Annotated in this window: 24 protein-coding genes and 1 tRNA gene (1 of these 25 cut by a window edge); 11 read left to right on the forward strand and 14 right to left on the reverse strand. The window is 65.8% G+C overall.

Translation table 11 applies throughout. The features are described from left to right. From clpB to def, 4 genes are all read right to left on the reverse strand, one after another. Positions 1–587, reverse strand: partial view of an ATP-dependent chaperone ClpB gene (gene clpB, locus ACOEQ1_RS13145; RefSeq protein WP_419759696.1) — the beginning only. The gene continues 1,999 nt to the left of window position 1, outside the view; 587 of the gene's 2,586 nt are visible here — the first part of the coding sequence; the start codon lies at positions 585–587; the stop codon falls past the left edge of the window. A gap of 98 nt (positions 588–685) precedes the next feature. Further along, entirely contained in the window at positions 686–1,777 is a 1,092-nt protein-coding gene (locus ACOEQ1_RS13150) for a transglutaminase family protein (RefSeq protein ID WP_419759697.1), read from the reverse strand. 18 nt (positions 1,778–1,795) lie between these two features. Continuing rightward, positions 1,796–2,425, reverse strand: a complete 630-nt coding sequence (locus tag ACOEQ1_RS13155; protein WP_419759698.1) for a COQ9 family protein — start codon at positions 2,423–2,425, stop codon at positions 1,796–1,798. Continuing rightward, positions 2,422–2,985 carry a peptide deformylase gene (def, locus tag ACOEQ1_RS13160; RefSeq protein WP_419759699.1) on the reverse strand — a complete coding sequence of 188 codons (564 nt, stop codon included), beginning with the start codon at positions 2,983–2,985 and terminating at the stop codon, positions 2,422–2,424. Before def ends, ACOEQ1_RS13155 begins: the two co-directional genes overlap by 4 nt. A gap of 142 nt (positions 2,986–3,127) precedes the next feature. Between def and rpsU the strand changes: the two genes are divergently transcribed. Continuing rightward, positions 3,128–3,331: a 30S ribosomal protein S21 gene (gene rpsU, locus ACOEQ1_RS13165; protein ID WP_141459012.1), complete on the forward strand. Its 204-nt coding sequence runs from the start codon at positions 3,128–3,130 to the stop codon at positions 3,329–3,331. Positions 3,332–3,567: 236 nt separating this feature from the next. Next, positions 3,568–4,620 carry a glycosyltransferase family 4 protein gene (locus ACOEQ1_RS13170; RefSeq protein ID WP_419759700.1) on the forward strand — a complete coding sequence of 351 codons (1,053 nt, stop codon included), beginning with the start codon at positions 3,568–3,570 and terminating at the stop codon, positions 4,618–4,620. A gap of 130 nt (positions 4,621–4,750) precedes the next feature. Here ACOEQ1_RS13170 and ACOEQ1_RS13175 read toward each other — a convergent pair whose 3' ends face one another. The 3 genes from ACOEQ1_RS13175 to ACOEQ1_RS13185 all read right to left on the reverse strand — a co-directional run bounded on the left by ACOEQ1_RS13175 (position 4,751) and on the right by ACOEQ1_RS13185 (position 7,253). Continuing rightward, a complete protein-coding gene (locus ACOEQ1_RS13175) occupies positions 4,751–4,954 on the reverse strand; it encodes a cold-shock protein (RefSeq protein ID WP_227309180.1) in 204 nt (67 codons plus the stop codon). 285 nt (positions 4,955–5,239) lie between these two features. Next, a complete protein-coding gene (gene groL / locus ACOEQ1_RS13180) occupies positions 5,240–6,886 on the reverse strand; it encodes a chaperonin GroEL (protein WP_419759701.1) in 1,647 nt (548 codons plus the stop codon). A gap of 52 nt (positions 6,887–6,938) precedes the next feature. Beyond that, a complete protein-coding gene (locus ACOEQ1_RS13185) occupies positions 6,939–7,253 on the reverse strand; it encodes a co-chaperone GroES (RefSeq protein ID WP_419759702.1) in 315 nt (104 codons plus the stop codon). 328 nt (positions 7,254–7,581) lie between these two features. Between ACOEQ1_RS13185 and ACOEQ1_RS13190 the strand changes: the two genes are divergently transcribed. The 3 genes from ACOEQ1_RS13190 (at position 7,582) to tldD (ending at position 10,584) form a co-directional block, all read left to right on the forward strand. Continuing rightward, entirely contained in the window at positions 7,582–7,845 is a 264-nt protein-coding gene (locus tag ACOEQ1_RS13190) for an usg protein (RefSeq protein WP_419759703.1), read from the forward strand. Between the two features lie 170 nt (positions 7,846–8,015). Beyond that, positions 8,016–9,110: a COX15/CtaA family protein gene (locus ACOEQ1_RS13195; RefSeq protein ID WP_419759704.1), complete on the forward strand. Its 1,095-nt coding sequence runs from the start codon at positions 8,016–8,018 to the stop codon at positions 9,108–9,110. Positions 9,111–9,123: 13 nt separating this feature from the next. Next, positions 9,124–10,584 (forward strand): metalloprotease TldD, encoded by a 1,461-nt coding sequence (tldD, locus tag ACOEQ1_RS13200; protein ID WP_419760694.1) that lies wholly within the window; start codon positions 9,124–9,126, stop codon positions 10,582–10,584. Here tldD and ACOEQ1_RS13205 read toward each other — a convergent pair whose 3' ends face one another. Then, positions 10,585–11,517: an AraC family transcriptional regulator gene (locus ACOEQ1_RS13205; protein ID WP_419759705.1), complete on the reverse strand. Its 933-nt coding sequence runs from the start codon at positions 11,515–11,517 to the stop codon at positions 10,585–10,587. It abuts the gene before it with no gap. 135 nt (positions 11,518–11,652) lie between these two features. Here ACOEQ1_RS13205 and ACOEQ1_RS13210 point away from each other — a divergent pair, with 135 nt between their 5' ends. Beyond that, positions 11,653–12,867 carry an MFS transporter gene (locus tag ACOEQ1_RS13210; protein ID WP_419759706.1) on the forward strand — a complete coding sequence of 405 codons (1,215 nt, stop codon included), beginning with the start codon at positions 11,653–11,655 and terminating at the stop codon, positions 12,865–12,867. Between the two features lie 44 nt (positions 12,868–12,911). Here the strand turns inward: ACOEQ1_RS13210 and ACOEQ1_RS13215 are convergent, their stop codons facing one another. From ACOEQ1_RS13215 to ACOEQ1_RS13225, 3 genes are read right to left on the reverse strand one after another with little or no spacing between them, the layout of a single operon-like run. Then, a complete protein-coding gene (locus tag ACOEQ1_RS13215) occupies positions 12,912–14,138 on the reverse strand; it encodes a hypothetical protein (protein ID WP_419759707.1) in 1,227 nt (408 codons plus the stop codon). 17 nt (positions 14,139–14,155) lie between these two features. Then, on the reverse strand, positions 14,156–15,124 hold the full coding sequence (locus ACOEQ1_RS13220; RefSeq protein WP_419759708.1) for an Hsp33 family molecular chaperone HslO: 969 nt from the start codon (positions 15,122–15,124) through the stop codon (positions 14,156–14,158). Positions 15,125–15,180: 56 nt separating this feature from the next. After that, positions 15,181–16,242, reverse strand: coding sequence for a DUF2125 domain-containing protein (locus ACOEQ1_RS13225; protein WP_419759709.1), 1,062 nt, complete (start codon positions 16,240–16,242; stop codon positions 15,181–15,183). 99 nt (positions 16,243–16,341) lie between these two features. Here ACOEQ1_RS13225 and ACOEQ1_RS13230 point away from each other — a divergent pair, with 99 nt between their 5' ends. The 3 genes from ACOEQ1_RS13230 to ACOEQ1_RS13240 all read left to right on the forward strand — a co-directional run bounded on the left by ACOEQ1_RS13230 (position 16,342) and on the right by ACOEQ1_RS13240 (position 19,159). Further along, positions 16,342–17,571, forward strand: coding sequence for an argininosuccinate synthase (locus ACOEQ1_RS13230; RefSeq protein WP_419759710.1), 1,230 nt, complete (start codon positions 16,342–16,344; stop codon positions 17,569–17,571). Between the two features lie 62 nt (positions 17,572–17,633). Continuing rightward, entirely contained in the window at positions 17,634–18,320 is a 687-nt protein-coding gene (locus ACOEQ1_RS13235; RefSeq protein ID WP_419759711.1) for a methyltransferase domain-containing protein, read from the forward strand. Continuing rightward, complete coding sequence (locus ACOEQ1_RS13240) at positions 18,317–19,159, forward strand: class I SAM-dependent methyltransferase (protein WP_419759712.1); 843 nt, start codon at positions 18,317–18,319, stop codon at positions 19,157–19,159. The genes ACOEQ1_RS13235 and ACOEQ1_RS13240 overlap by 4 nt, the downstream gene beginning before the upstream one ends. Positions 19,160–19,234: 75 nt before the next feature. Here ACOEQ1_RS13240 and ACOEQ1_RS13245 read toward each other — a convergent pair. The 3 genes from ACOEQ1_RS13245 to ACOEQ1_RS13255 form a co-directional block, all read right to left on the reverse strand. Next, positions 19,235–19,308 (reverse strand) — tRNA-Gly (locus ACOEQ1_RS13245). Positions 19,309–19,360: 52 nt separating this feature from the next. Continuing rightward, on the reverse strand, positions 19,361–20,764 hold the full coding sequence (locus tag ACOEQ1_RS13250; RefSeq protein WP_419759713.1) for a homospermidine synthase: 1,404 nt from the start codon (positions 20,762–20,764) through the stop codon (positions 19,361–19,363). Positions 20,765–20,866: 102 nt separating this feature from the next. Further along, positions 20,867–22,201: a type III PLP-dependent enzyme gene (locus ACOEQ1_RS13255; RefSeq protein WP_419759714.1), complete on the reverse strand. Its 1,335-nt coding sequence runs from the start codon at positions 22,199–22,201 to the stop codon at positions 20,867–20,869. 691 nt (positions 22,202–22,892) lie between these two features. On the opposite strand from ACOEQ1_RS13255, the gene ACOEQ1_RS13260 reads away from it, so the two are divergent. Continuing rightward, the gene (locus ACOEQ1_RS13260; RefSeq protein ID WP_419759715.1) at positions 22,893–23,489 is read left to right on the forward strand and encodes a hypothetical protein; all 597 of its coding nucleotides are present in this window, start codon (positions 22,893–22,895) and stop codon (positions 23,487–23,489) included. 206 nt (positions 23,490–23,695) lie between these two features. Then, positions 23,696–24,694, forward strand: coding sequence for a glucokinase (gene glk / locus ACOEQ1_RS13265; protein ID WP_419759716.1), 999 nt, complete (start codon positions 23,696–23,698; stop codon positions 24,692–24,694). The last annotated feature ends 24 nt before the right edge of the window (positions 24,695–24,718 follow it).

A 24,718-nucleotide genomic window follows, 5' to 3' on the forward strand; every position in this document is an offset into this window, starting at 1 on the left:
GCCAGCACCTGGATAGTGCGCCGGATCTCCTCGTCACGGCCAATGACCGGGTCGAGCTTGCCGTTGCGCGCCAGTTCCGTCACGTCGCGGGCGTATTTCTTCAGCGCGTCGAAATTGGATTCCGCCGCTTGGCTGGTGACCTTACGGCCTTTGCGCATGTCCGTGACCGCACGGTCGAGCGCCTGGGCCGGCGTTCCAGCCTCCCGCAGGGCGCGCGCAGCCGGACCATCGCCGCCCGCAATCGCCACGAGCAGGCGATCCTGAGCGACAAATTCGTCGCCAGCCTTGGTTGCCGCTGTCTGCGCCGCATCCAAAACCCGCACGAGATCAGGCGTGATTTGGGGTTGCCCCGCGCCGGTTCCTTGAACCTTGGGCTGGCGCGCGATCTCGGCGTCGACCGTACGCTGCGCGATCGTCGGGTCGCCGCCGGCGGCCCGGATCAGGCCCGACGCGGCACCTTCCGGGTCGTCCAGCAGAGCCTTCAGCAGATGTTCAGGCGTAATCCGCTGGTGAAACTCGCGGATCGCAATGGTTTGGGCGGCCTGCAGGAAGCCGCGCGACCGCTCGGTAAACTTCTCGATGTCCATATTCGTCCCTTTCAGTCAGGCGACCGGCATGAGACTGCCCCTCATGAGGCGGCAGAACCATGATACACCGCAAAAGTTAGGAACGACGCGGCATGACCTCAAGAGGTCGTGAGATCGATCTCGCGCTCCGTGGGCTCCGGGAGAGGACGTTCCGCCACCACATCCAGCGGGTCTTCCGGCGCCTCCGGCACAACCATCGCCTCGCTCGGAATCCTTTCGGCAACCCGGGCGGATTTGGCGCTTTCCGCGGCCTCTTTCGCCCTTGCCTGCCGCTGAGCCGTTCGCTGCGCCTGCTCCTCCGGGGTCGGTGGATCGCCTACCGTGACCTCGACCTCCACCCGCATGGACCGGAAATCCTGGGCCCGGCCGATATAGCCGCCCGAGAGCGGGGTCGCCTGATGCGGTTCGCGCGCCATCGACACCCGGATCAGGTTGCGCCCGGCGATGAGGCCGTTGGTGGGGTCGTATTCCACCCACCCCGCTCCCGGGAGATAGATGGCGCACCAGGCGTGAGTGGAGCCGCCGCCGACCATGGCATCGACACTGTCGACCAGCGCCTCGTCATAGAGGTATCCCGAGACGAAACGGGCAGCGAAGCCGAGAGACCGGGCCGCTTCCATCATGAGCACCGCGAAGTCCCGGCAGGCGCCACGGCGGTGCGCGAGCGTATGCAGGGGCGCGTGCGTGCCCTTGCTCTCCCGCGCCTCGTAGATGAAGTCGGACTTGATCGCCTCGGTCATGGCGATCAGCAACTCGCGGGTTGGCGTGTTGCCGGTGGGCTTGAGGAAGCGCCGCGCCCAGCCCTCGACTTGGCGGTCGGGGTCCGGATGGTGTGGTTCGATGAGCCGGCTGAGGTCGGGATACTCGTCGCCGGCATAGCGGAACGGATACGTCTGTGCCGAAGGGTCGATCGGCAGGTCGGCCAGCACCGGGTAATGCTGCAGGTCGAGTTCGGAGACGATGCGGAGCGTCTTCGCACTGGCGCCGCGCCAGTCGAGGAAGCAAACGGAATTGCCGAAGACATCGTGTGCCCATCGGGTGCGCGCCCCCGGCGGCGTGATCCAGAGTGTCGCCTCCAGGAGCCGGAGGTCGTGGCTGTCGCGCGGACGCATCATCAGCCGGTGCTCGGTCAGCCGAACCGGTTCAGCGTACTGATACTCCGTCGTGTGGTGGATGCGGACGCGGGGCACGGGGTTGTATGCGACCGCTCAGGCGGCGGCCCGGCCCGAACGAGGACCGATGATGCCTTGGCACAGCGTTTTCATCCGCGCCTTCGCCCGGCCGACGAGAGCCAGACCCGCAAGCCGGCGGTCGAAAAAGGCCAGCGTCGCTTCATTGTCGAAGTCCATGTCGTTCAGCCAGAAGAGCAGCGTCGGCAGCATGATGGCGGCCAAGGTCGCGCGCTTCGTGTACCAGTTGAAGTCAGAGGACTGATCGCCGGCTGCATGCCAAAGGCCGTCCACCAACGTCGCCATGAGCCGGGCGCTCAGCGCCGCCTGCCGCGGCAGGATGAGCCAGGACAGGGCACGCCGCGTCGCCTCCTTATGCAGAGCAAGCTCGGCCAGCAGCGCCGCCACGAGGCTGCGGACACGTTTGCCGAGCCGCATCTCCCCCGCCATCTCCGGTTCCGCCCTGAGAACCGCTCGCTCGAGAGATAGGGCCAGAAAGCCTTCGATCATCTCCGGCGCACCGCCCGGAAACCGCCAGTCGGCCTCCGAGGGGTCTGCCCCGGCCTGCTTCAGGGCCTCGGCCAGCGCACGGGGCGTCCAGCCGTAGAGCGGCACCAACGGCAACATGACATCGAGGGCAGCCGACTGGTCCGGATCGACGTTGTTCATGCTCGCGCACCCACAGCCGGGAGAGACGGCTGGAACCTGGAGAGTTCCTCGGTGAAGCCCATCTTGGAGAAATCGCTCATGCGCATTGGATAGAGTATACCATCGAGGTGGTCATATTCGTGCTGCACGATGACGGCATGCAGCCCCGCCGCCTCGCGTTCCATCGCGCTGCCATCACGCCCGAGCCCAGCATAGCGGATGTGCGCGAAGCGAGGCACGGCCGCGCGAAGGCCGGGAATTGAAAGACATCCCTCCCAACTCAGCCGCTGCTCCTCCCCGAGCGGGACAATCGTCGGGTTGATGACCGCGTGCGGCGACACCTCGGGCTCGGCACTTTCCGGATCCGCCTGCGCGACCTTGGCCGCGGGTAGATGAAAGACAAAAAGACGAAGCGGAACATGTACTTGCGGTGCCGCGAGCCCAACGCCGCCGGCATCGATCATGGTCTCGATCATGTCGTCGATGAGGCGCTGGATCTCGGGACTGGACGGATCGGGCACAGGTGCCGCTTGTTCGAGAAGAACGGGGTGGCCCATGCGGGCGATCTTGAGAATGGCCAAGGGGAGGCTCCCGGAACGGTGTGGCGGAAAGCGGTTGGAGCAAACAGGTGATCATGTTATAGCGCCGCCCTGATCTGGGGCATGCGTCAGCAGACGCTAGTCCACCTTATATGTAATCCAGAGAGATGGAGCAGGCGGCCAAGTGCAGGTTCTCGTTCGTGACAACAATGTTGATCAGGCGCTCAAGGCGCTTAAGAAGAAGATGCAGCGGGAAGGGATCTTCCGTGAAATGAAGCTGCGTCGCCATTTTGAAAAGCCGTCGGAGCGCCGCGCGCGGGAAGCCGCCGAAGCCGTGCGCCGGGCTCGCAAGATGGAGCGTAAGCGTCTGGAGCGCGAGGGCTTCTAAGCCCTGCCACACAAACGTCCGACAAGTTGAAAACCCGCCGTCACCGGCGGGTTTTTTTGTGACTTGCTGCATCGCACAATAATGTTACCGTCAAGAACCTCTGTTGATTCAATGGCTTGAACATTACGCCTTGTTCTGCCGCAAGCGCGGCACCCCTTTGCCTCAGCAAGGCCAGGATCTTCTCTTATCTGTTACCTCAACAAAGCAGATACCCGCTTAACGCAGGAGAGAGAAGAATGCGCATTGCGCAGATTGCGCCGCTAGCTGAGGCGGTCCCCCCCAAGTTCTATGGTGGAACCGAGCGTGTCGTTTCGTATCTGACAGAAGAACTGGTGGCGCTCGGCCATGAGGTTACGCTGTTCGCCAGCGGCGATTCCGTGACCTCGGCGGAACTCGATGCAGTTTGGCCGCAGGCGCTGCGCCTCGACACGACGATCAGGGACTGGTCGGCGCCGCTCGCCCTTCTGCTGGAGCGCGTGCGACAGCGGGCCGACGAATTCGACGTGCTGCATTTCCACCTCGATTACTGGCCGGCGTCCCTGTTCGCGCGCCACAACATCCCGTTCGTGACCACGCTGCACGGCCGGCTTGACCTGCCGGAACTGCGTCCTGTCTATGCCGCGCTGCCACCAATGAACATCGTCTCGATTTCTGAAGCGCAACGCCGTCCCCTCAAGGAGGCGCACTACGTGGGCACGGTGCTACACGGATTGCCGGCCGAACTTCTTACGCCGCAGGCCGCGACGCCCTCCTACCTTGCCTTCCTGGGACGCATCTGCCCCGAGAAGCGCCCGGACCGCGCCATCCGCATCGCGCGCGCTGCCGGCATCCCCCTGAAGATCGCGGCTAAAATCGACCGTGTCGACGCAGAATATTTTGAGACCGTTATCAAACCGATGATTGCCGACGGCGGTGTCGAACTGGTTGGAGAGATCAACGAGCAGCAGAAACCGGCGTTCCTCAGCGGCGCCCGCGCCCTCCTGATGCCGATCGACTGGCCCGAACCGTTTGGGTTGGTCATGATCGAAGCCATGGCCTGCGGCACGCCCGTGATCGCCTACAACCATGGCTCCGTGCCGGAAATCATCGATGATGGCGTTACCGGCTTCATCGTCGAGGATGAAATGAGCGCGGTCGCCGCCGTTCGGCGCCTGCCCACAATCCCTCGTGCAGGTGTGCGCGCGATGTTCGAAGAACGTTTCACTGCGCGCCGGATGGCCGAGGACTATCTTTCGATCTACCGCAGCGTGTCCGCATCGCGCCGTCCGCGCCTGCGCCTCGTGAAGTGAGCCGGGGCTTCACATACCGGCAACGATAAGGCGCGCCGAGACGGCGCGCCTTAGGTCTTCTACTTGCAACGCGGTCTCAGCTCCCGTCGCTATCCCTCGGAAATGCGGGACGTGAGCAGGGTCGGATTGATCAGATGGCCTTGAGGTTTGTCGCGGCAGCCTTGCCACGTTCCATTGCCACTTCGTAGCTGACCTTCTGGCCCTCGTTCAGGCCTCGGAGGCCTGCTGCCTGAACAGCGGTTATGTGGACGAATACGTCCTTGCCGCCATCCTGTGGCATGATGAACCCAAAGCCCTTCGTGGTGTTGAACCACTTCACAGTGCCGATCGCCATAGCTGTATCCACTCCGTCTCGAGTAAACCGCGCGCCGCACCAATCAGGCCCGGGAGCATTGGCGACGCCGTCAGACAGAGGCGCAACAAGGCCGGCCAGACTTCGAACGCGCATTAGCCATGCAGAAAACAGTAGGGGTTGTCAATCGCAATGGACGCACCAACAACGCATAGAAAAAGGGGCGGGTAAAACCCGCCCCTCGTTCCGAAATCACAATAGGAACCGGCCTCGGCGGAGCAAGCCTTTTCCCGGCCTGTCCCGCCTGACCAATCGCCGACAGACGACTTAGAAGTCCATGTCGCCCATGCCGCCCATGCCGCCGCCACCGCCGGGCATCGGCGGGGCCTTCTTCTCGGGACGCTCGGCAACCATCGCCTCGGTCGTCACGAGCAAACCCGCAACGGACGACGCATCCTGCAGCGCCGTACGCACGACCTTTGTCGGGTCGATGATGCCGGCTGCAACCAGGTCCTTGAAGTCGCCCGTCTGGGCGTCATAACCCCAGTTGTATTCATCCCGCTCCAGCACCTTGCCGGCAATGACAGCACCATCGGCGCCGGCATTCTCCGCGATCTGGCGCAGCGGCGTCTGGATCGCCTTGCGGACGATCTCGATGCCGAAGGTCTGGTCGGAGTTGTCACCCTTGAGGCCGTGCAGGATCACCGACGCGCGCGTCAGCGCCACGCCGCCGCCCGGCACGATGCCTTCCTCGACCGCGGCGCGGGTCGCATGCAGCGCGTCGTCGACGCGATCCTTGCGCTCCTTCACCTCGACTTCGGTCGAGCCGCCGACGCGAATGACAGCGACGCCGCCGGCAAGCTTCGCCAGCCGCTCCTGCAGCTTCTCGCGGTCGTAGTCGGAGGTCGTCTCCTCGATCTGAGCCCGGATCTGGGCGCAGCGACCGGCGATGTCCTCTTTCTTGCCGACGCCTTCCACGATCGTTGTGTTCTCTTTCTCGATCAGGACCTTCTTGGCCCGGCCGAGCATGGCGAGCGTCACGGTCTCGAGCTTGATGCCGAGATCTTCGCTGATCACCTGGCCGCCGGTCAGGATCGCGATGTCTTCCAGCATGGCCTTGCGGCGATCGCCGAAGCCCGGAGCCTTCACGGCCGCGATCTTCAGGCCGCCACGCAGCTTGTTGACGACGAGCGTGGCCAGCGCCTCACCCTCGACATCCTCGGCGATGATGAGCAGCGGCTTGCCGGACTGCACAACGGCTTCCAGCAGCGGCAGCATCGGCTGCAGGCCGGAGAGCTTCTTCTCGTGGATGAGGATGTACGGGCTGTCGAGGTCGGCGACCATCTTCTCCGGATTGGTAATGAAGTACGGAGAGACGTAGCCGCGGTCGAACTGCATGCCCTCGACAACGTCGAGTTCGGTTTCGATGCCCTTGCTCTCTTCGACGGTGATGACACCCTCGTTGCCGACCTTCTGCATCGCTTCCGAAATCTTTTGGCCGATGTCGGCCTCGCCGTTGGCGGAGATGGTGCCGACCTGAGCGGTCTCGAAGGGCGTAGTGATCTTGCGCGAGCGCGTGCTGAGTTCGGTCACGACCAGCGCCACCGCCTTGTCGATGCCGCGCTTAAGGTCCATCGGGTTCATGCCCGCGGCGACGGCCTTCAGGCCCTCACGCACGATGGCCTGAGCCAGAACAGTTGCGGTCGTCGTGCCGTCGCCTGCCAGGTCGTTCGTCTTGCTGGCGACTTCGCGCACCATCTGCGCGCCCATGTTCTCGAACTTGTCGGCAAGCTCGATTTCCTTCGCGACCGTCACACCGTCCTTGGTGATGCGCGGGGCGCCGAAGCTCTTGTCGAGGACGACGTTGCGGCCCTTGGGGCCCAGCGTCACCTTCACCGCGTCGGCGAGAATGTCGACGCCGCGAAGCAGGCGGGCCCGGGCGTCGGTGGAAAAGCGAACGTCTTTCGCTGCCATGGAGTTTTATCCTTATGCTGATTGCGGATTAAGCCGGTGAAGAGAGCGCCGCTCAGGCCGCCTTCTTCGCCTCAACACCGCCGGCAATGATGCCCATGATGTCAGACTCCTTCATGATCAACAGCTCCTCGCCGTCGATCTTGACCTCGGTGCCCGACCACTTGCCGAACAGAATGCGGTCGCCGGCGACCACGTCGAGGGCGACGATCTCGCCGCGCTCGTTACGCGCGCCCGGGCCCACGGCCACGATCTCGCCCTCCATGGGCTTTTCCTTGGCAGTGTCGGGGATGATGATGCCGCCGGCAGTCTTCTCTTCCGCGGTGAGGCGGCGAACGACGACGCGGTCGTGCAGGGGACGGAACTTCATTCGGATCGCTCCTGAATGCTTATGTTGACCTTCTGCGCCGTGCGGGCGGCCCTTGAACTGCGGCACCGGCAAGCACGGTTGGCACTCTCTTCGTGAGAGTGCCAGCGGTCTAGTCAAAGGTTTCCAGGATGTCAACGACTTAGGCAGCACTCCCTGGTGACGAGTGCTAAGCGTTTGATCTCATTCGATTCTTCTTGCTTCTTTGCGGCGATGTTTGTCATCTTGCTGACATCCCTGGGTCCAGCCGCGCCAGACGGCCGAGGGCACTGAATGACCGCTAAAGGTGATTTGACGGATCCCACCATAGATTAGCAGCAAGGACGACAGAATGAGCCTGGCTCTCCAGCTTCGTGACTACCGCCTCACCACTGCCGAGATCCTCTATCGGCTGCCTGACCACCCCGCGGTCCTACAGAGCTACATCTGGCAAGATATGGATCGGGCGCCGGATTATCCGAGCCTGAAGAAGTTCCTGGAGTTTTGGTCGCGCGAGTTGGAGGGCAAGCTGCACTCCGTCCGCGTCGGCACCGCCGGAAAGCTGATCGCCCCGCCGCAGTGGCGGCACGTCGCGCATAGCCTGGCGCTGCATTAGGACGTTGCTCATAGGCTGCTCCGGCCCCTCCCGGAGGCCGGCGCGTCTCTTCAAGATTGCGCGCGCACACATGTTGCGATCTGCGTCTTACGTTTTGCTCATTATTTTTGGGAGGCGCGAAGCCCGTCGCGCGCCTAGATAGGGGCATCGCAACCCTCTCCAGAGGTTCCATGCCCTTCGACCTCGTGATCGCTCATGGCCGCTCGACGGGCGTGCCATCTATCGGCGCGCGGCGCGCCGTCGCAATTTGGCTCTTTACAATCTGCGTCATGCTGCTGGTCATGATAGGCCTGGGGGGCGCGACCCGGCTGACCGGCTCGGGTCTTTCCATCATGGATTGGCAGCCCATCAGCGGCATCGTGCCGCCGCTTTCCTCCGCCGAGTGGGAGCGCCTCTTCGCGATCTACAAGACGATCCCCCAGTACAAAATGCAGCCGCTGGGGTTCGACCTGACCAGCTTCCAGCACATCTTCTGGCTGGAATGGATCCACCGCTTCTGGGGCCGGCTGACCGGCATCGCCTTCCTCCTCCCGCTGATCTATTTTGCCGTGAGAGGGCAGATCCGCCGCAAGCTGTTGCCGGGGCTGATCGTCATCTTCTGCCTCGGGGGCGTCCAGGGGTTCGTCGGCTGGTTCATGGTGTCGTCGGGCTTCTTCCCGGACAGCGACCATGTGCAGACGTTGCGGCTTGTCGCGCATCTTGTGGTCGCCCTGGTGCTCTACGCCGCCATCCTCTGGGTCGCGATGACCGAGTGGGTGCCTTACCCGCCTGCCGTCCCGGGCAGCGTCGGCCTGCGCCGGCTGGTGATCGCGGTGGTCGTGCTGACGGCTCTCACCATCATCGCAGGCGGGTTCACCGCCGGCAGCCGCGCCGGCTACGTCTTCAACAGCTTCCCGCTCATGGGTGGCCGGATCATCCCCCGTGGTTACGACGCTCTGCACCCCTTCTGGATGAACTGGTTCCACACGCTGGCTGCCATCCAGTTCGACCACCGTCTGCTTGCCACCGCGACGGCTGTCACAACCTTGGCCGCCGTTCTGTGGGGCTCCAGCCGCCAGCTGAGACTGCCACAAGGGCCCCGTGATGCGATGCTTGCGCTCGGGGTCGTTGTAGTGGTGCAATACGTGCTCGGCGTCGCCACATTGTTGCTGGTGGTGCCGGTCGATCTTGCGACCCTGCACCAGGTCGTCGCGGTTCTTCTGCTCAGCGCCGGCCTAATCGCGCTCCATAGCCTTCGCGGAGCCCGCGCTCACGCTCAGACATAAGGTCATCGCCATGATGCCGTCCGCCACACCACTCGAAACCACCGATGGTTTGTTCTTTGGTCAAGCGGGGAGCCAGGGTGGCTCGTTGCTCGATCGCGCAGCAGCCGAGCACATCGTCTCGGAAACGCTGACCGGCGCCGATGACGGCGAGCTGTTTCTCGAATACCGGGAAAGCGAAGCCCTTTCGCTGGAAGACGGGCGCATCCGCACGGCGAGTTCCGACACCTCCCTCGGGTTCGGGCTGCGGGCGGTGGCCGGCGAGGCCACCGGCTACGCCCATGCCGGCGAAATCTCGCACGACGCGCTGACCCGCGCGGCGGACAGCGTGCGTGCGGTCCGCACCGGCCATGCAGGCACTTTCGCCGCGGCGCCGCAGGCGACCAATCAGCGCCTCTACAGTGACGAGAACCCCTTGCGCGGCAGCGAGTTCGCCGTGCGTGCCGGGCTGCTATCCGAGATCGACGCCTACGCCCGCGCCAAGGATTCCCGTGTCACCCAGGTGATGGCCTCGATGTACGGCGAGTGGCAGGCGGTGCAGATTCTGCGCGCCGACGGCAGCCGCGTCGCCGACCTCCGGCCCCTCGTGCGCCTCAACGTCTCGGTCGTGGTCGAGCAGAATGGGCGGCGCGAGACGGGCGGCCACGGCACCGGCGGGCGTTTCAGCTACAGCCACGTGATGGACCCGGCGGTCTGGCGGGGTGCCGCCGACGAGGCGTTGCGTCAGGCGCTCCTGAACCTCGAAAGCGTTGCCGCTCCGGCGGGCGAGATGGAGGTTGTGCTCGGCTCGGGCTGGCCCGGCATCCTGCTGCATGAGGCGATCGGCCACGGGCTCGAAGGTGATTTCAACCGCAAGAAGACCTCGGCCTTCTCGGGGCTGCTCGGCCAGCGGATCGCGAGCCCCGGCGTGACGGTCGTGGACGACGGCACCCTGCCCGACCGGCGCGGCAGCCTCACCGTCGACGACGAGGGAACTCCCACCAGCCGCACGGTGATGATCGAGGACGGCATTCTCGTCGGCTACATCCAGGACCGGATGAACGCGCGGCTGATGGGCATGCGCGCCACCGGCAACGGCCGGCGGCAATCCTATGCTCACGCGCCGATGCCGCGCATGACCAACACCATCATGCTGAACGGCGGCCACACGCCCGAGGAGATGATCCGCTCGGTCAAGCGCGGCCTCTACGCGGTGAATTTCGGCGGCGGGCAGGTCGACATCACCTCCGGCAAGTTCGTCTTCTCGGCGAGCGAGGCCTATCTCATCGAGGACGGCAAGCTGGGCGCCCCGGTGAAGGGCGCGACGCTCATCGGCAACGGGCCTGATGCGCTGACGAAGGTGACCATGGTCGGAAATGATCTGGCGCTCGATCCCGGCATCGGCACCTGCGGCAAGCAAGGCCAGGGCGTGCCGGTCGGCGTGGGGCAGCCGCACATGAAGATGATGGGGCTCACCGTCGGCGGCACCGCCAGCTGATTACGGCGCGGAACCCTGCGAGGGCCGCGAGGTTCCGGGCGAGTGCCCCGTGACACGCTTGAAGGCGCGGCTGAAGGCCGCCTGGGAGGCGTATCCCAGGCGTTCAGCGGCTGCGTCGATTGGCAGCTTGTCGCTCCCGATCCATTGCGTCGCGAGCCTCATCCGCAATTCCGCGGCGTAGCGCAACGGGGTGACGCCGGTGATGGCATGAAAGCGTTCCGCGAACACGGAGCGTGAGGTGCCGGTTTCGGCCGCCAGATCGGCGACCGTCCAGTTTCGTCCGGGATCGCGATGCAGCGCGGCGAGTGCGCCGACAAGGCGCGGATCGCGCAAGGCGTCCACCACCCCCGAGGCGCCATCGCATCCGCATTCGATCCAGCCGCGCACGATGATGGCGGACAAGACATCGGCGAGCCGTCCCAGAATGCCCGCGAAGCCCACGCGGCGGCCGCAGACCTCGTTCTCCATCGCCTTCAGGATCGGCAGGACCTCTGGATGACGCTCGGACAGCGTGCCCGCGATCATGGCTTCCGGCATCAGGCGCACGAGGCGCTGCATGCCCCCCAGATCGAACTCCATGCAGCTGCTGAAGATGACGGTGTTTTCCGGACAGTCGGGTCTTCCGGCGCAGTCCTTGATGTCGGACAGAGCATCGCAGACCGGCTCGCCCGTGAAGCTGGTGATGTCGCGGCAAGGCAGATCAACGGCGGATAATAGCTGGTGCTTGCCACCATGCGGCAGGAAAACGGCCGTGCCGGCAGCCAGGGTGGATATCGCTCCCGTCTCGCCACGAAGAAAGACGGTGCCCGCCACGACCACGTGCAGATGGGCGCGGTCCGGCCCACCGTCGAAACCGACACCAAAGGGCGGAGCGACTTCGATACGCCTGTATTGGACGCCGCGCAGGCGCATGCCGAGCAGTAACTCGCTCATCAGGTCAAGCGGGGGCGGGATGGCACCTGCCGAGGCCATTCTATGGACTTTCGATCAACAGAAGCGGACTTGCTATCATGGATCGTCCGGCCGTCCCAGTCTATCTAGCGGACAACAGATCGAACGAGGACCTTGATGAGCGACTACGCGGACCGGAGCTGGGCGGCGGAGGTGCCTGAACGGGCCTCCTGGCCTGCTGTCTTTTCTCTGACGCTCGGCGTCTTCGGGCTGGTGACGGCCGAGTTCCTTCCCGCCAGCCTGCTGACCCCCATGGCGTCCGGCCTCGGCATCTCGGAGGCTTTGGCAGGCCAGGCGGTCACGGCAACCGCCCTGGTGGCGCTGGTCTCAGCCCTTCTGGCCGCTGTCGTCACTCGTGGGCTGGATCGTCGGATCGTCATGATGGGCTTCTCGGTCCTTCTCATCCTGTCGAACCTGCTGGTTGCGGCGGCACCGGACTTCTTGCTGCTGCTGCTCGGGCGCGTCTTGCTCGGCGTCGGGCTTGGCGGGTTCTGGAGCATGGCGATGGCCGTCGCCATACGTCTCGTGCCGACGCCCATGGTGCCGCGGGCGCTATCCATCCTGTTCAGCGGCGTCTCGGTCGCGACGATCGTCGCGGTGCCGCTCGGCAGCTACATCGGCGGGCTTTGGGGGTGGCGCAGCGTCTTCCTGTTGGCGACCCTCATCGGGGTGGTGACGCTCCTCTGCCAGATGGCGTTCCTGCCGAGCCTCGCGTCCCGTCACGTCTCGCGGCTGACCACGCTGGTGGAGGTCTTGCTGCGGCCGGGCGTCAGGCTTGGCATGCTGTGCTGCGTGCTCGTCTTTGGCGGGCACTTCGCGCTGTTTACCTACGTGCGGCCGTTTTTGGAGGACGTCGCAGGGGTCGGAACGAGCGGCATCGCCCTGATGCTGCTGGGGTTCGGTCTGGCGAATTTTGTCGGCACGCTGCTCGCCGGGGTCCTGTTGGAGCGCAGCCTGCGCCTCACGCTGACTTTCGCGCCGGTTGTTATCGGTGCGGCAGGCGTGGTTCTCGCTGTTCTGCACGTTGGGCTGCCGGTGCATGCGCTTCTCGTGGCGCTCTGGGGAATGGCGTTCGGAGCGATGCCGGTTGGCTGGTCGACCTGGATGGCGCGCGCCGTGCCTGACGAAACAGAAAGTGGGGGCGGGATTCTGGTCGCGGCGATCCAGCTGTCCATCGCATCGGGCGCTGCTTTGGGCGGGTTGGTGTTCGGCTTCAGTGGCGTCGTCGGCGTCTTCCTGGCCGGCGGCATCCTGCTTCTGCTGACCGCGTGCCTCGTCTTCGGACGCGTGACGCGAAGCCTTCAGCCGGAGACAGTCACCGGCCTGCAGTAGCAGGCCAGCCGGCCACCGGCCTGCAGTAGCTTGGGTAAAATCCTCTACGGAGTGATCGTCGGCGGCAGAGGCGGCAGCGTCGACGAGTTGGCGCGCGGCGCAGGTGCCGGTGTCGGTGTCGGTGTCGGTGTCGGGGCGGATGGCGCCGGTGCGGCGAGTGACGGCGGCTGAGACGGCACCAGTTGCTCGGCCGGGGACGGAGCGGCAGAGGGCTCGGGCGCCGGAGCGACAGCGGGCGCGGGCGGCGTCAGCGGCACAGGATTTCCCTGAGGCAGACCCAGGTCGCTGCTCGGCATCGTGGGCGCGGCGTCATCCTGCTGCGGCTGGCCCGGTTGCGGGTAACCCTGCTGGGGGTAAGCGGTCGGGGGAGTGCCAGCTTGGGGGTAGCTCGTCTGAGGGTAGCTCGTCTGGGGGTAGCTCGTCTGGGGATAGCTCGTCTGGGGATAGCCTGGCTGAGGCTGGCCGGCGGGCGAGGTCATCGGCATCGGCGTGATCCCCGCGGAAGGCACGGCCGGGGGGTAAGACGGAGCCGGATATGGGGCGGGATAAGGGGCCGGCATCGAAGCCGGAGTGGGTTCGCCCAGCGGCGTCGGCGCCCCGAGAGGCATTGGTGCGCCCGTCCCTGGAGCAGCGCCCACGGCAGGAGAGCCGGGCCCGGCCAACGGTTCGGCCTCGACCGGCGTCGGTGCAGCCGGGCCCCCGATCGGCGAAACACCGCCGACCAGCCACCCGGCGAGGTGCTGCCGAATTTGATACTCGAGTTCGACGTTCTCGGCGTTCACCAGATCCGAGGTCATCGTGTAGAGGAACGCCCGCATGGCGTCGTAGCTGGTATCGTCCGGCAGCGTGCGGGTGCGGGTGACGCTGGCCTCGGTGTAACCGGCGCGCCTCCCGTCCGCCGAGGTCACCGCGACCTGCACCGAGACGTTGCCGACGACCGTGTCGTTGACCCGGTTGAGCGATGCCGTGTTGATGGTGACGGTCGCGGTCCCATTGCTCCCGGCGGCAGTCAGCCGGTCCTGCAGCATCTGCTGCACGGCCTGGATCGGGGGTTCCGGGCTCTCTGCATCGAGGTTGGTGCCGTCCTGGCTGGGCGCATACGCCACGACGGTCTTGATCGAGGACACGTTCAGCGAGATCGGAGCCAGATAAGTGTAGCGCAGAGGCGGGAAAATCTGTGGCACGCCCTCATCGCTGCTGCAGCCGGCCAGCAGAAACGGCGCCGATAGACAGGCGCCAAGCAGCGTGTAGCGGAAGAGGGAGCGTCTCACCTTGGTCTTCTCCTAACCTATGACAGGCCCGCAGGGTCCGGTTGCCCGCGCAAATCCACCCGCGGGAACCGGAAGTCGAAATTGCAAAACTCGCACGTCATAACGATGTCGTGTCCCGTGCTCATTTCGTCCAGTTCAGCCGGCGTGAATCCTTCGAGAATCCCGGCGAGCTTGGCTCGCGAGCACCGGCAGCCATAAGCGAGCGCCCGCGGCCGGTCCACCGCCACGCCTTCGGTATGGAACAGCCGGTAGAGCAGGCGCTCGGGCGCCAGCGCATCGTCCAGCAGTTCGTCGTCGGTGATGGTGGCGGCGAGCAGCGTGGCGGCGCGCCAGCTCTCTTCCTGCTCGGCCTCGGTCATCGCGAGGTTGGCCTCGCCGCCGATGGCGATGCGCTCCAGAATAAGTCCGGCTGCCCGCCAGCCGGCGGCGGTCCGCGCGCAGGCGAGATGCAGCGTGCATTGCAACTGCTCGCTGGTCTCGAAATAATGCAGCGCCATCTCGTTCATCGAGGGGCCCTCGATGCTGACAATGCCCTGGTGGCGCTCCGTTTCCGGCCCCTGGTCCACGGTGAAGGCGAGATAGCCGTGCCCAAGCAGATCCGCATCCGTCGGCGCATCCGCGCCCGCGAGCAGTTGCTCCAGCTTCTCCGCATCGGCGCGTGCATAGCCCCGCAGCGTACCTTGGTCGGTGCAATCGGCGAGCAGCAGGTTCACCGGCCCGTCGCCCTTGGCCTGGATGCTGAACGTGCCCTTGAACTTGAGGGCGGTCGCGAGCGCCGCCGTCAGCGCCAGCGCCTTGCCGGCCAGGCGGGTGACGGCGTCGTGGTTCTCGTGCCGGGTGAGCAGGGCGTCGGCGAGCGGCCCCAGCCGCAGCAGCCGCCCGCGCACCGGCCGGCCCGGCATGAAGAAGGGGGTGACCCCACGCGGCACGACGATGTCGGGGACTGGGGGGCGGCCGGTATCCAGGAAGATGGGTGTTTCGCTCATGACGCTCTCAATTAAGCAGCCCGGGGACGTTTCGCCATCCACCGGGAAACGGCTCCCTAAAGCGGCAGCCGGAACAAGGGAATAGTCCCCGCCGCCAGGATGCCGTCGCGCAGGTTCAGCGGCGCATCGAGCGTGTCCACACCCGCCGGCCGCATCATCAGCCCGAGCACGGCGCGGATCGCCGTCGCCTCGGGCCGGGTGAGCGTGCCAGTCTCGGCGAGCCTGTCCACCGTCTCGTTCACCCCGGCGAGATGAAGGGCGACCGAGCCTTGCGGCCTGAGGAACGCGTCGAGCTCGAAGCGCCCCTGCCCGTCCACGGTCAGCGGCCCATCCGCCAGATGGAGTGCGCGGAGCCCCACGGTGCCCCCCGCGTTCCGCCAGGCGGTGGCCAAGGCCTCGGTTGCCAAGGCAGGGGGCGCCGGTGCTGAACCTTGAGCCGGCACCGGCCCGGAGACTGCGGCATCGAAGGACAAGCTCCGTAGGCTGCCGCCGAGCCCCGGGAGGAGATGCGGCGGCAGCCCCACGCCAGTCATCGTAGCCGCGACCACCAAGGCGTTGCCCGCCGCATCGGCGTTGGTATCGTCCGTTTCCGCGGCGTCCAGCGTGGCGACCGTAAACGGCTGCGGCGTCCCACCCAAGGCCGTGACGGCAGCGATCAGGCCGGTGGCGTGAAGCTGGAAAAGACGTGAAGGCTCGTCGGGCGCCAGCGCCACCTGTCCGGCGAAGGTCGTCGCCTGGAAGGGGATCGCCGATCCAGCGCCGGCCCTCAGCGTCTGGCGGCCGGTCACGCCCCAGAAAAGCTTGTTTGGATGCCGGATGTCGACCGCGAGCGTCAGGGCGTCCGCCTGCCAGGCAATGCCGCCGGGCAAGTACTGGGCTCCGCCGGCGACGCGTATTCCCGGCAGGGTAACACCCGCCGCCATCGGCCAGCCGCTGCGCTGCGGCGGCCCATGCGTTATGGACCAGCCATCGGCGCGCTGCTGCCGTTCCCAGGCGAGAACATGGTCAGCAACGCGACCCGCGGCGACATACCAGATCGCGGTCCAGCCCCCGGCCAGGACGATCATCGACAGGATGAGGACGGCGATGGTTCGCCGGTAGTATCGCCGTTTGCGCATGCCCCTCCATATCGCCCATTCCTATTCTTGTGCAGGCGCTTGCCGCCACACTGACCCGACCTTATGCGTCAGAGACAAGACAGAGACCGGAGACCGCCCGTGGCCCTCAGAAGCGTGAAGAAAGTCGTTCTTGCCTATTCCGGGGGTCTCGACACCAGCGTCATCCTCCGCTGGCTGCAGACCACCTACGGCTGCGAGGTCGTGACCTTCACGGCGGATCTCGGTCAGGGCGAGGAGCTGGAACCGGCCCGCCGCAAGGCCGAAATGATGGGAATCAAGCAGATCTTCGTCGACGACCTGCGCGAGACCTTCGTGCGCGACTTCGTCTTCCCGATGTTCCGCGCCAACGCGCTCTACGAGGGCCAGTATCTGCTCGGCACCTCCATCGCCCGGCCGCTCATCGCGCAGCGCCAGATCGAGATCGCCGAGGAGGTCGGCGCGGATGCCGTGGCGCACGGCGCGACGGGCAAGGGCAACGATCAGGTCCGCTTCGAGATCGCCTATTACGCGCTCAAGCCTGATGTAACGGTGATTGCTCCTTGGCGTGAATGGGACCTCACCAGCCGCACCAAGCTCATCGAGTTCGCCGAACAGAACCAAATCCCCGTGACGAAGGACAAGCGCGGCGAGGCCCCGTTCTCGGTCGACGCCAACCTTCTGCACTCCTCGTCCGAGGGCAAGATCCTTGAAGACCCCGCCATCGAGGCGGACGAAATCGTCTACCAGCGGACCATCCGGCCGGAGGATGCGCCCGACCGCGCCACCATCATCAGCATGGACTTCGCGCAGGGCGATGCGGTCGCGATCGACGGCGAGGCGTTGTCGCCCGCCTCCCTGCTCACCAGGCTCAATGCCCTCGGCCGCGCCAACGGCATCGGGCGGCTCGACCTCGTGGAGAACCGCTTCGTCGGCATGAAGTCGCGCGGCATCTACGAGACGCCGGGCGGCACGATCCTGCTCGCGGCGCACCGGGGGATCGAGAGCATCACGCTCGACCGCGAGGCGGCACATCTCAAGGACAGCCTCATGCCGCGCTATGCGGAGCTGATCTACAACGGCTTCTGGTTCAGCCCGGAGCGGCGGATGCTGCAGGCGCTGATCGACACGAGCCAGCATTCCGTGACGGGCCGCGTGCGGCTGAAGCTCTACAAGGGCAATGTGACGGTCATCGGGCGGGAGAGCCCGCACAGTCTCTACTCGACCAAAGTGGTGACCTTCGAGGACGACGAAGGCGCCTACAATCAGGCCGACGCGCAAGGCTTCATCAAGCTGCAGGCGCTGCGGCTGCGCCTCGGCGCCACGATCGGCCGCCGCGGCGGGAGCCTGTGAACCTTCGCGCGTGAGACGGTAAGCCGATGGACCTGTCCCGCCGAAGCTCGGCTCCGGAGTTTATGGACGAGACGACGACGAGCCCGGAGGATTATGCGCGCTGCCTGGCAGACCTGGAGACGGTCAACCGGATCACCTTCACCCATCGCCCGACCTTGCGCTGGCTGGACGAGGCGACGGCCTCCTTGCGGCCGGGGGCGCCGATCTCGATCCTCGACGTGGCCTGCGGCCATGGCGATCTGCTCCGCGCCATCCATCGCTGGAGCGTGAAGCGCGGCATCAGCGCAAAGCTGGAGGGGATCGACCTCAACCCCCGGAGTGCGGTGGCCGCCGCGCTGGCGACCCCGCCAGAGATGGCGATCAACTGGCGGATCGGGGATGTGTTCAAATACCGGCCGGAGTCGCCGCCCGACTTCATCGTAAGTTCGCAGTTCAGCCATCATCTCGATGATCTCCAAGTGGTCGCCTTCCTCGCCTGGCTGGAGCGGAACGCCGCCTGGGGCTGGTTCGTGGCCGATCTGCATCGCCACGCCGTTCCCTACTACGGCTTCCGCTTGCTGGCGCGGCTGATGGGCTGGCATCCGATCGTCCGTTACGACGGCACCATCTCCATCGCGCGCGGCTTCCGCCGCCAAGACTGGGAGCGGCTGACGGCGCTGGCGGGCGTGAGAGCGGACATCCGCTGGCATCCCATGTTCCGGCTCTGCGTGAGCCACCTGCGCCAGTCCGATGTGCACAGACCCTCATGATCCAGCCAAGGATCCCTCAGACGACGGCCGCCGTCGCCGCACATTACGACGAGCTGGATGTCTTCTACCGGGAGATCTGGGGCGACCACCTGCATCACGGATACTGGACGACGGGGCGCGAGACGCCGGCCGAGGCGGCCGAGGCGCTGGTCGATCTGCTGGCGGACCGGCTCGACCTGCGGCCGGGGCTTGCCGTGGTCGATATCGGTTGCGGCTACGGCGAAACGGCCCGCCGCCTCGCCGCGTCGAGGGGTGTCGATGTCACCGGCCTGACGGTATCGGCCGCGCAGGCGGGTTACGCCGCGTCGAAGCCGGCTGCCGGTGGACGCGTGAAGGTCCTCGTGCGGGACTGGCTGGCGAACGGCCTGCCCGATGACGGCTTCGACCGCGCCTATGCGATCGAGAGTTCGGAGCACATGCCGGACAAGCAACGGTTCTTCAACGAGGCATTCCGGGTGCTTCGGCCGGGCGGAATTTTCGGCGTCTATGTCTGGCTGTCGCGGAGCGCGCCCCGGGGTTGGGAGGTGCGGCATCTGCTCGAGCCGATCTGCCGCGAGGGCCGGCTGCCGGGCATGGGCGACGAAGCCGACTATCGGGCGATGGCGGAGGCGGCAGGCTTCCGGGTGGAGCTTGTGTCGGACATCAGCGACCGGGTGCGGCGGACCTGGTCCGTTTGCCTGCGGCGTGTCGCCGGGAAGGTGGCGACGGAGACGCGGTATCGGCGGTTCCTGATGGAGCGGTCCGCCAAGAACCGCGTGTTCGCGCTGACCTTGGGGCGGCTGCTGCTGGCCTATCGCACGCGGTCCATGCGCTACTGCCTGCTCGTGATGCGGAAATAGCTATGGGTAGCGTTGTCAGAGGAAATGTTCATCGACTGGGTCAGACAAAACCCCGTCCTCAAGGGCTGAGCAGTCTGGAGCGGGCGAAGGGAATCGAACCCTCCTAGCTAGCTTGGAAGGCTAGAGCATTACCACTATGCTACGCCCGCCCAACGAAGCGTTTGGACCATAGCCCTCGCGCAAACGCAACTACAGAGGGCCTCACGTCACCCGGAAATTGCCGAAGAGCCACGGCTCGCTCGCATTCACTGGCTCCGGAAACAACCGCCCGCGGTCCTGCAGCGGCGTCCAGTCCGAGTAGACCCCAACGACCTCGCCCAGATAAGGCCCGGTGATCTCGAGGATGCGCTCGTGGTCGATCCCGTCGGGCTCGATGATGCCGCGCGCCGGGTTCTCCATTGCCCAGATCACCCCCGCCAGCACTGCCGCCGTCACCTGCAGGCTCGTCGCGTTGTTGTGGGGCGCAAGCACCCGTGCCTCCTCGATCGTCAGCCGCGAGCCATACCAGTAGGCACCGCGCTCGTGACCCATCAGCAGCACGCCGAGTTCGTCCATCCCCGATACGATCTCGCTCATCATCAACCGGGTGCGGCTCTGCATCTCCCAGTTCTTGCCCGCCAGTTCGTGGATCGAGAGCACCGCGTCATCCGCCGGATGATAGGCGTAGTGAACCGTAGGCCGGTAGGCGACCGTGCCGTGTTCCTTCACCGTGTAGTAATCGGCGATCGAGATGGACTCGTTATGCGTGATCAGGAAGCCGTGGAAGGGTCCCTCCAGCGGCGTCCAGGTGCGAACGCGGGTCGAGGCGCCCGGCCGCTCCAGGTAGATCGCGGCGCCCGAGCCGAACTCATGCCGCCGCGCATCCGCGGGCCAGACCGTCTCGTGCGTGCCCCAACCGAGTTCCGCCGGCTGGCAGCCTTCGCCGACAAAGCCATCCACCGACCAGGTGTTGACGAACTCGTCCCGCTGCTTCGGGATGTTGGCGAGCTGCGTGTCGCGCTCCGCGATGTGGATGACCTTCACCGAAAGCCTCTGCGCCAGCGCGCCCCACTCCGCCCGCGTCGTCGGCACCGACACCGCCAGCCCGGTGTCGGCCGCGAGGTTCAGCAGCGCCTGCTTTACGAAATGCGAAACGAGGCCGGGATTGGCACCATGCGTGATGAGCGCCGTCGGCGCCCCCGGCTGATCGGCCAGGGCAAGCGCCGATTCCCGGAGCCCGTAGTTGGAGCGCTGCGAGGCGGAGAGCGACGGGTCCGTATAGCCGCCGGCCCACGGCTCGACGCAGGTGTCGAGATAGAGCGCGCCCACCTCCCGGCAGAAGCCGATCAGCGCCACCGAGGAAACGTCGACGGACAGGTTGAGGAGGAAATCGCCCGCGCCCAGCAGCGGCGCGAGCACCTCGCGGAAGTTCTCCCGCGTCAGCGGCGACACGCGGTAGGCGACGCCCATGGCTTCGGCGACAGCGCGGCCGCGATCGTCCGAGTTGACGATCGTGATCCGCGACGGCGCGAGATCGATATGGCGCAGGATGAGCGGCAGAACACCTTGGCCGATGCTGCCGCAGCCGACCATGACCAGTCGGCCAGAGAAGGTGACGTGCTTCACGGATAAAGACTCCACGGATAGAGCGATGAGAGGAACCGCCGCCCGGGCCTCGGGCGGCGTTCAGTCGATCCGGCGAACGAAGACGCTAGTTAAGCCAGAGACTCAGGCGGCGAGAATGGCCGGCTCCTGCGCCACAACCTCATTCGCCGCAGCTGCATGAACCAGCGGCTCATGCCCGAGCGGCTCATGCCCGAGCAGCTCATGGCCCGGCGTACGAAGCATCGGCGCATCCCGCACCTCGACGAGCTGGGCACGGTCGAACCCGTTGAAGGCAGTGCGAAGGCAGGCGCCGTAGGCCCCCAGCTGGCCGATCTCGATCCAGTCGCCTTCCTCGATCGTGTCGGGCAGCCAGAACGGTCCCTTCATGTAGTCGGCACTGTCGCAGGTCGGGCCATAGAACGCGAACGGCCGCATGTCTCCCTCCACGTCCGCTGGGCGAGCGCCGATAAGCCGCGCCGGAAACCGGAAGGCAGGCGTGCCGGCATCCGACAGGCTCCCATAGACGCCGTCGTTAACATACAGCGTGTCGCCGCGCCGAAGCTGCACCTGGACCACGACAGACGCTCCGGCGGCGACCAATGCGCGGCCGGGCTCGGCCCAAAGGCGGGCCTGGGCAAGTCCCAGCGCCTCGAAGGCCCCTTCGATCTCGGCGAAGTAAGCGCCGAGCGGCGGCGGCTCGAGATCCGGGTAGCTGACCGGAAACCCGCCGCCGATGTCGACGATGTCGATGGTGACGCCCGCACGGCGGATGGCCTCGCCTGCCAGCACGAGGGCGCGGCGATAGGCGAGCGGGTCCATGCACTGCGAGCCGACGTGGAAGGAGAGGCCGAGCCGGCGCGCAAGCGGACGAGCCGCCCGCAACAACTCCGCCGCTTCCTCGACAGGAGCGCCGAACTTGCCCGAAAGATCGTAGACCGCTCCGCCCGCCGGGAGCGCCAGCCGGACGACGAGGCCAAGATCGTCGGCGCGCCCATTCTCGTTGCCGTTCGTCTTGTCGCCCGTCTCATCCATGATCTTGGCGAGTTCGCTGGCGCTGTCGAACACGAAGTCCCGCACGTCATGCCGCCAATAGGCTTCGCGGATCGCCGGGCGCGACTTCACGGGATGCATGAAGTGGATTTCGGCCTCGGGGAACATCTGTCGCACCAGCGACACCTCGCCCGCCGAAGCGCAGTCGAAGTGACGCACCCCGCCGTCCCACATGGCGCGCAGCACGGCGGGCTCCGGGTTGCACTTCACGGCATACAGGACGTCACCGTGGAAGCTTTGCACGAAGCGCGCCGCCGTTTCCGTGATGACGGCGGGGCGCAGGCAGTGCATCGGCTCGGCCGGCTGGGCAGCCGAGACGGCTTCATCGACTGTCGGCAGACGCGTGGGCGCATCGCCGATCGTGCGGCGGAACGGCGAGACGGCGGCGCGGGAGCGGAGATGGCTCATCGGGCAATCCTCGTATCACCCGCGGCTGGCCGCGGATGTGACGTCTTGAACATGCGAAGTTCGCGCATGGACCAGGACCGGCAACGGGATCGACCCGCCGACGGACCCAAATGACGGCGATCAGGCCGACGCTACGGCGCCGGCAGGATCGTCAAACGATGATGCGATGAAGGGGCATCGCAGCGTGCGTAACAGAAAACATACCCGTTTCCCTTAAGGACGCCGGTCGGGGTTGGGACCGGCTGGACCAAAAAGGACGCGTTACGTCGTTGCTGTGCCCTTGGCGGGCTCGCGGCACGTGCGGTTGCGTCTAGTATGCGCCAACTGGCGCGGCAGGTTGTATAGCGACTAATGTAGCCGGCAGGGATGCCTATCGCGCCGCTCGGATATGCGGAATGAGCAAATGGGCGTCAATGCGGCAGTAGTTCTGTCGAGGTCATTCAAGACGCCACTTTTCGGCCATTCCGCTGTCTGTAAAAGCACTTCAAGTGAAATCAGTATGACCAGGACGCATTTTGCTGTTAGTTAAAAGACGTATTGCTCTACATCTAAAGAAGTATAGCCCGTTCGGCTGAGGCTAATCGATTGCTCTTAAGGTCTGGAGGCTAAGATACTCACCGTTCGGATAGCAGGGCCGGAGGCTGCCTCAACGCCGGGACCTTCTTCGGATAGGCAGGCCGCTCGTTCAAGCATGGGGGCGGCGCAAGTAGCGCTCAACATGCTGTCGAGCGCCGTGTTCATTCTGCACCCCAACAGTGACATCGTGGAGAGCAATGAGGCGGGCCAGCAACTGCTGCGCGTTTCGCGGGCCTTCCGGCGCCATCAGAACCGGCTCGTGATCCGGCGGGCGGCCGATGCCGCCGCCATGGCCGAGGCCGTCAGCCGCGTGGCGGCCGGCGGCGGACCCGAACTCATACGGTTCCTCACGCGACAGGAAGAGGCGAGCGCGCTCATGCGCATCGCAGCGGTACCCGGCGAAGCGCTCGTGGTCGTCTGCATCACCGAATTGCGGGCGCCGCTTCTGCTGGACACCAACTGGTCGCGGGCAGCCTTCGGGTTTTCCCCTCAGAACGCCGCACTCGCGGAGAGCCTGGCGCTCGGGCAGAGCCTGGCCGACTTCGCGACCGCCGAGAATCTGCCAATCGGCACGGTTCGCACCCGGCTGAAAAAGCTGTTGCAGCAGACCGGCCTCGGCTCTCAGGCGTCGCTCGCCGCCATGCTGCTGCGCGCCTCCTCGATCATGAGCGGCGCCGAGACGCTGCGCGGCTCCCCGAACGGCAAGCGCTAGAAAGATCCCGCAGGCGCGTGCCAGCGTCTCCTTGACATCTCGATGAACGGTCTGCGGCGCGGGATATCCCGTGCTTGGCCACTTCGCTATGACGGCATCACGCTGGTTTGACCTTGGCCCTCGTCCCGCTATTGTCGTCCCGCGGCTGAGTTGGGTTCATCGCCAGGGCGCGGGCGCTCGCTTCGCTTTCGGAAGGAAACTGCCTGATGCTCATAGCCGGTGATGTCGGTGGGACGAAAACACGCCTCGCTTTGATCTCGCCCGACGAGGGACCGCGCAAGCTCCTGGCCGAGCAAGACTACGCCAGTCAGGACTTCCCGGGGCTTCAGCCCATCGTCGAGAGCTTCATGGAAACCCATGCCGAGGGCGCGGCCGTCACTTCGGCCTGCTTCGATGTGGCCGGCCCGGTGATCGACGGGCATGCCCATCTGACCAATCTTCCCTGGAACCTCGACGAAAAGGCTCTGGCGCGCGACCTCAAGCTGCGAAAGGTGAGCCTGCTCAACGATCTCAAGGCGATTGCCCACGGCGTGCCCCATCTCCTGCCGGAGGAGACGGCCGTCATCAACGCCGGACGCGCCGTCCAGCATGCGGCCATCGCCGTACTGGCGCCGGGCACCGGCCTCGGCGAGGCCTTCATGATCTGGGCCGGTGAGCGCTACGTCGCCTGCGAGTCCGAGGGCGGGCACACCGATTTCGCTCCCACCAATCAGGTGCAGGCCGGGCTCTGGGCATTCCTGACCGACCGCTTCCGGCACGCAGCCTACGAGCGTGTCTGCGCGGGCTCGGGCGTGCCCAACGTCTATGACTATGTGCGCTCGCGCGACCCGGCGTCCGAACCGCCCGCCTTCGGGGCCGCACTGCATGCGGTGCATGACCGGACGCCGCTGATTATCGACGCGGCGCTCAAGGATGCCGACAACAACCCCCTGGCGGCCGAGACGCTGCGTATCGTCATCGATGTCTGGGGGGCCGAGGCCGGCAATCTGGCATTGAAAGTGATGGCGACCGGCGGCATTTATCTCGCGGGCGGCATGCCGCCAAGGCTCGTGCCGCAACTGCAGGACGGCGCCTTCATGCAGGCGTTCGCCGCGAAGGGCAGGTTCGCGAACATGCTTCGTGCCGTTCCCGTTCACATCATCATGATCAACGCGGCGCTGCTTGGTGCCGCAATCTACGGGCTGGAGCAGGCAGAACCAAACTAGGCGGAAAGCTGCTATACTACGGCC

This window comes from Acidisoma sp. (genome assembly GCF_965199065.1).
GTDB lineage: Bacteria > Pseudomonadota > Alphaproteobacteria > Acetobacterales > Acetobacteraceae > Acidisoma.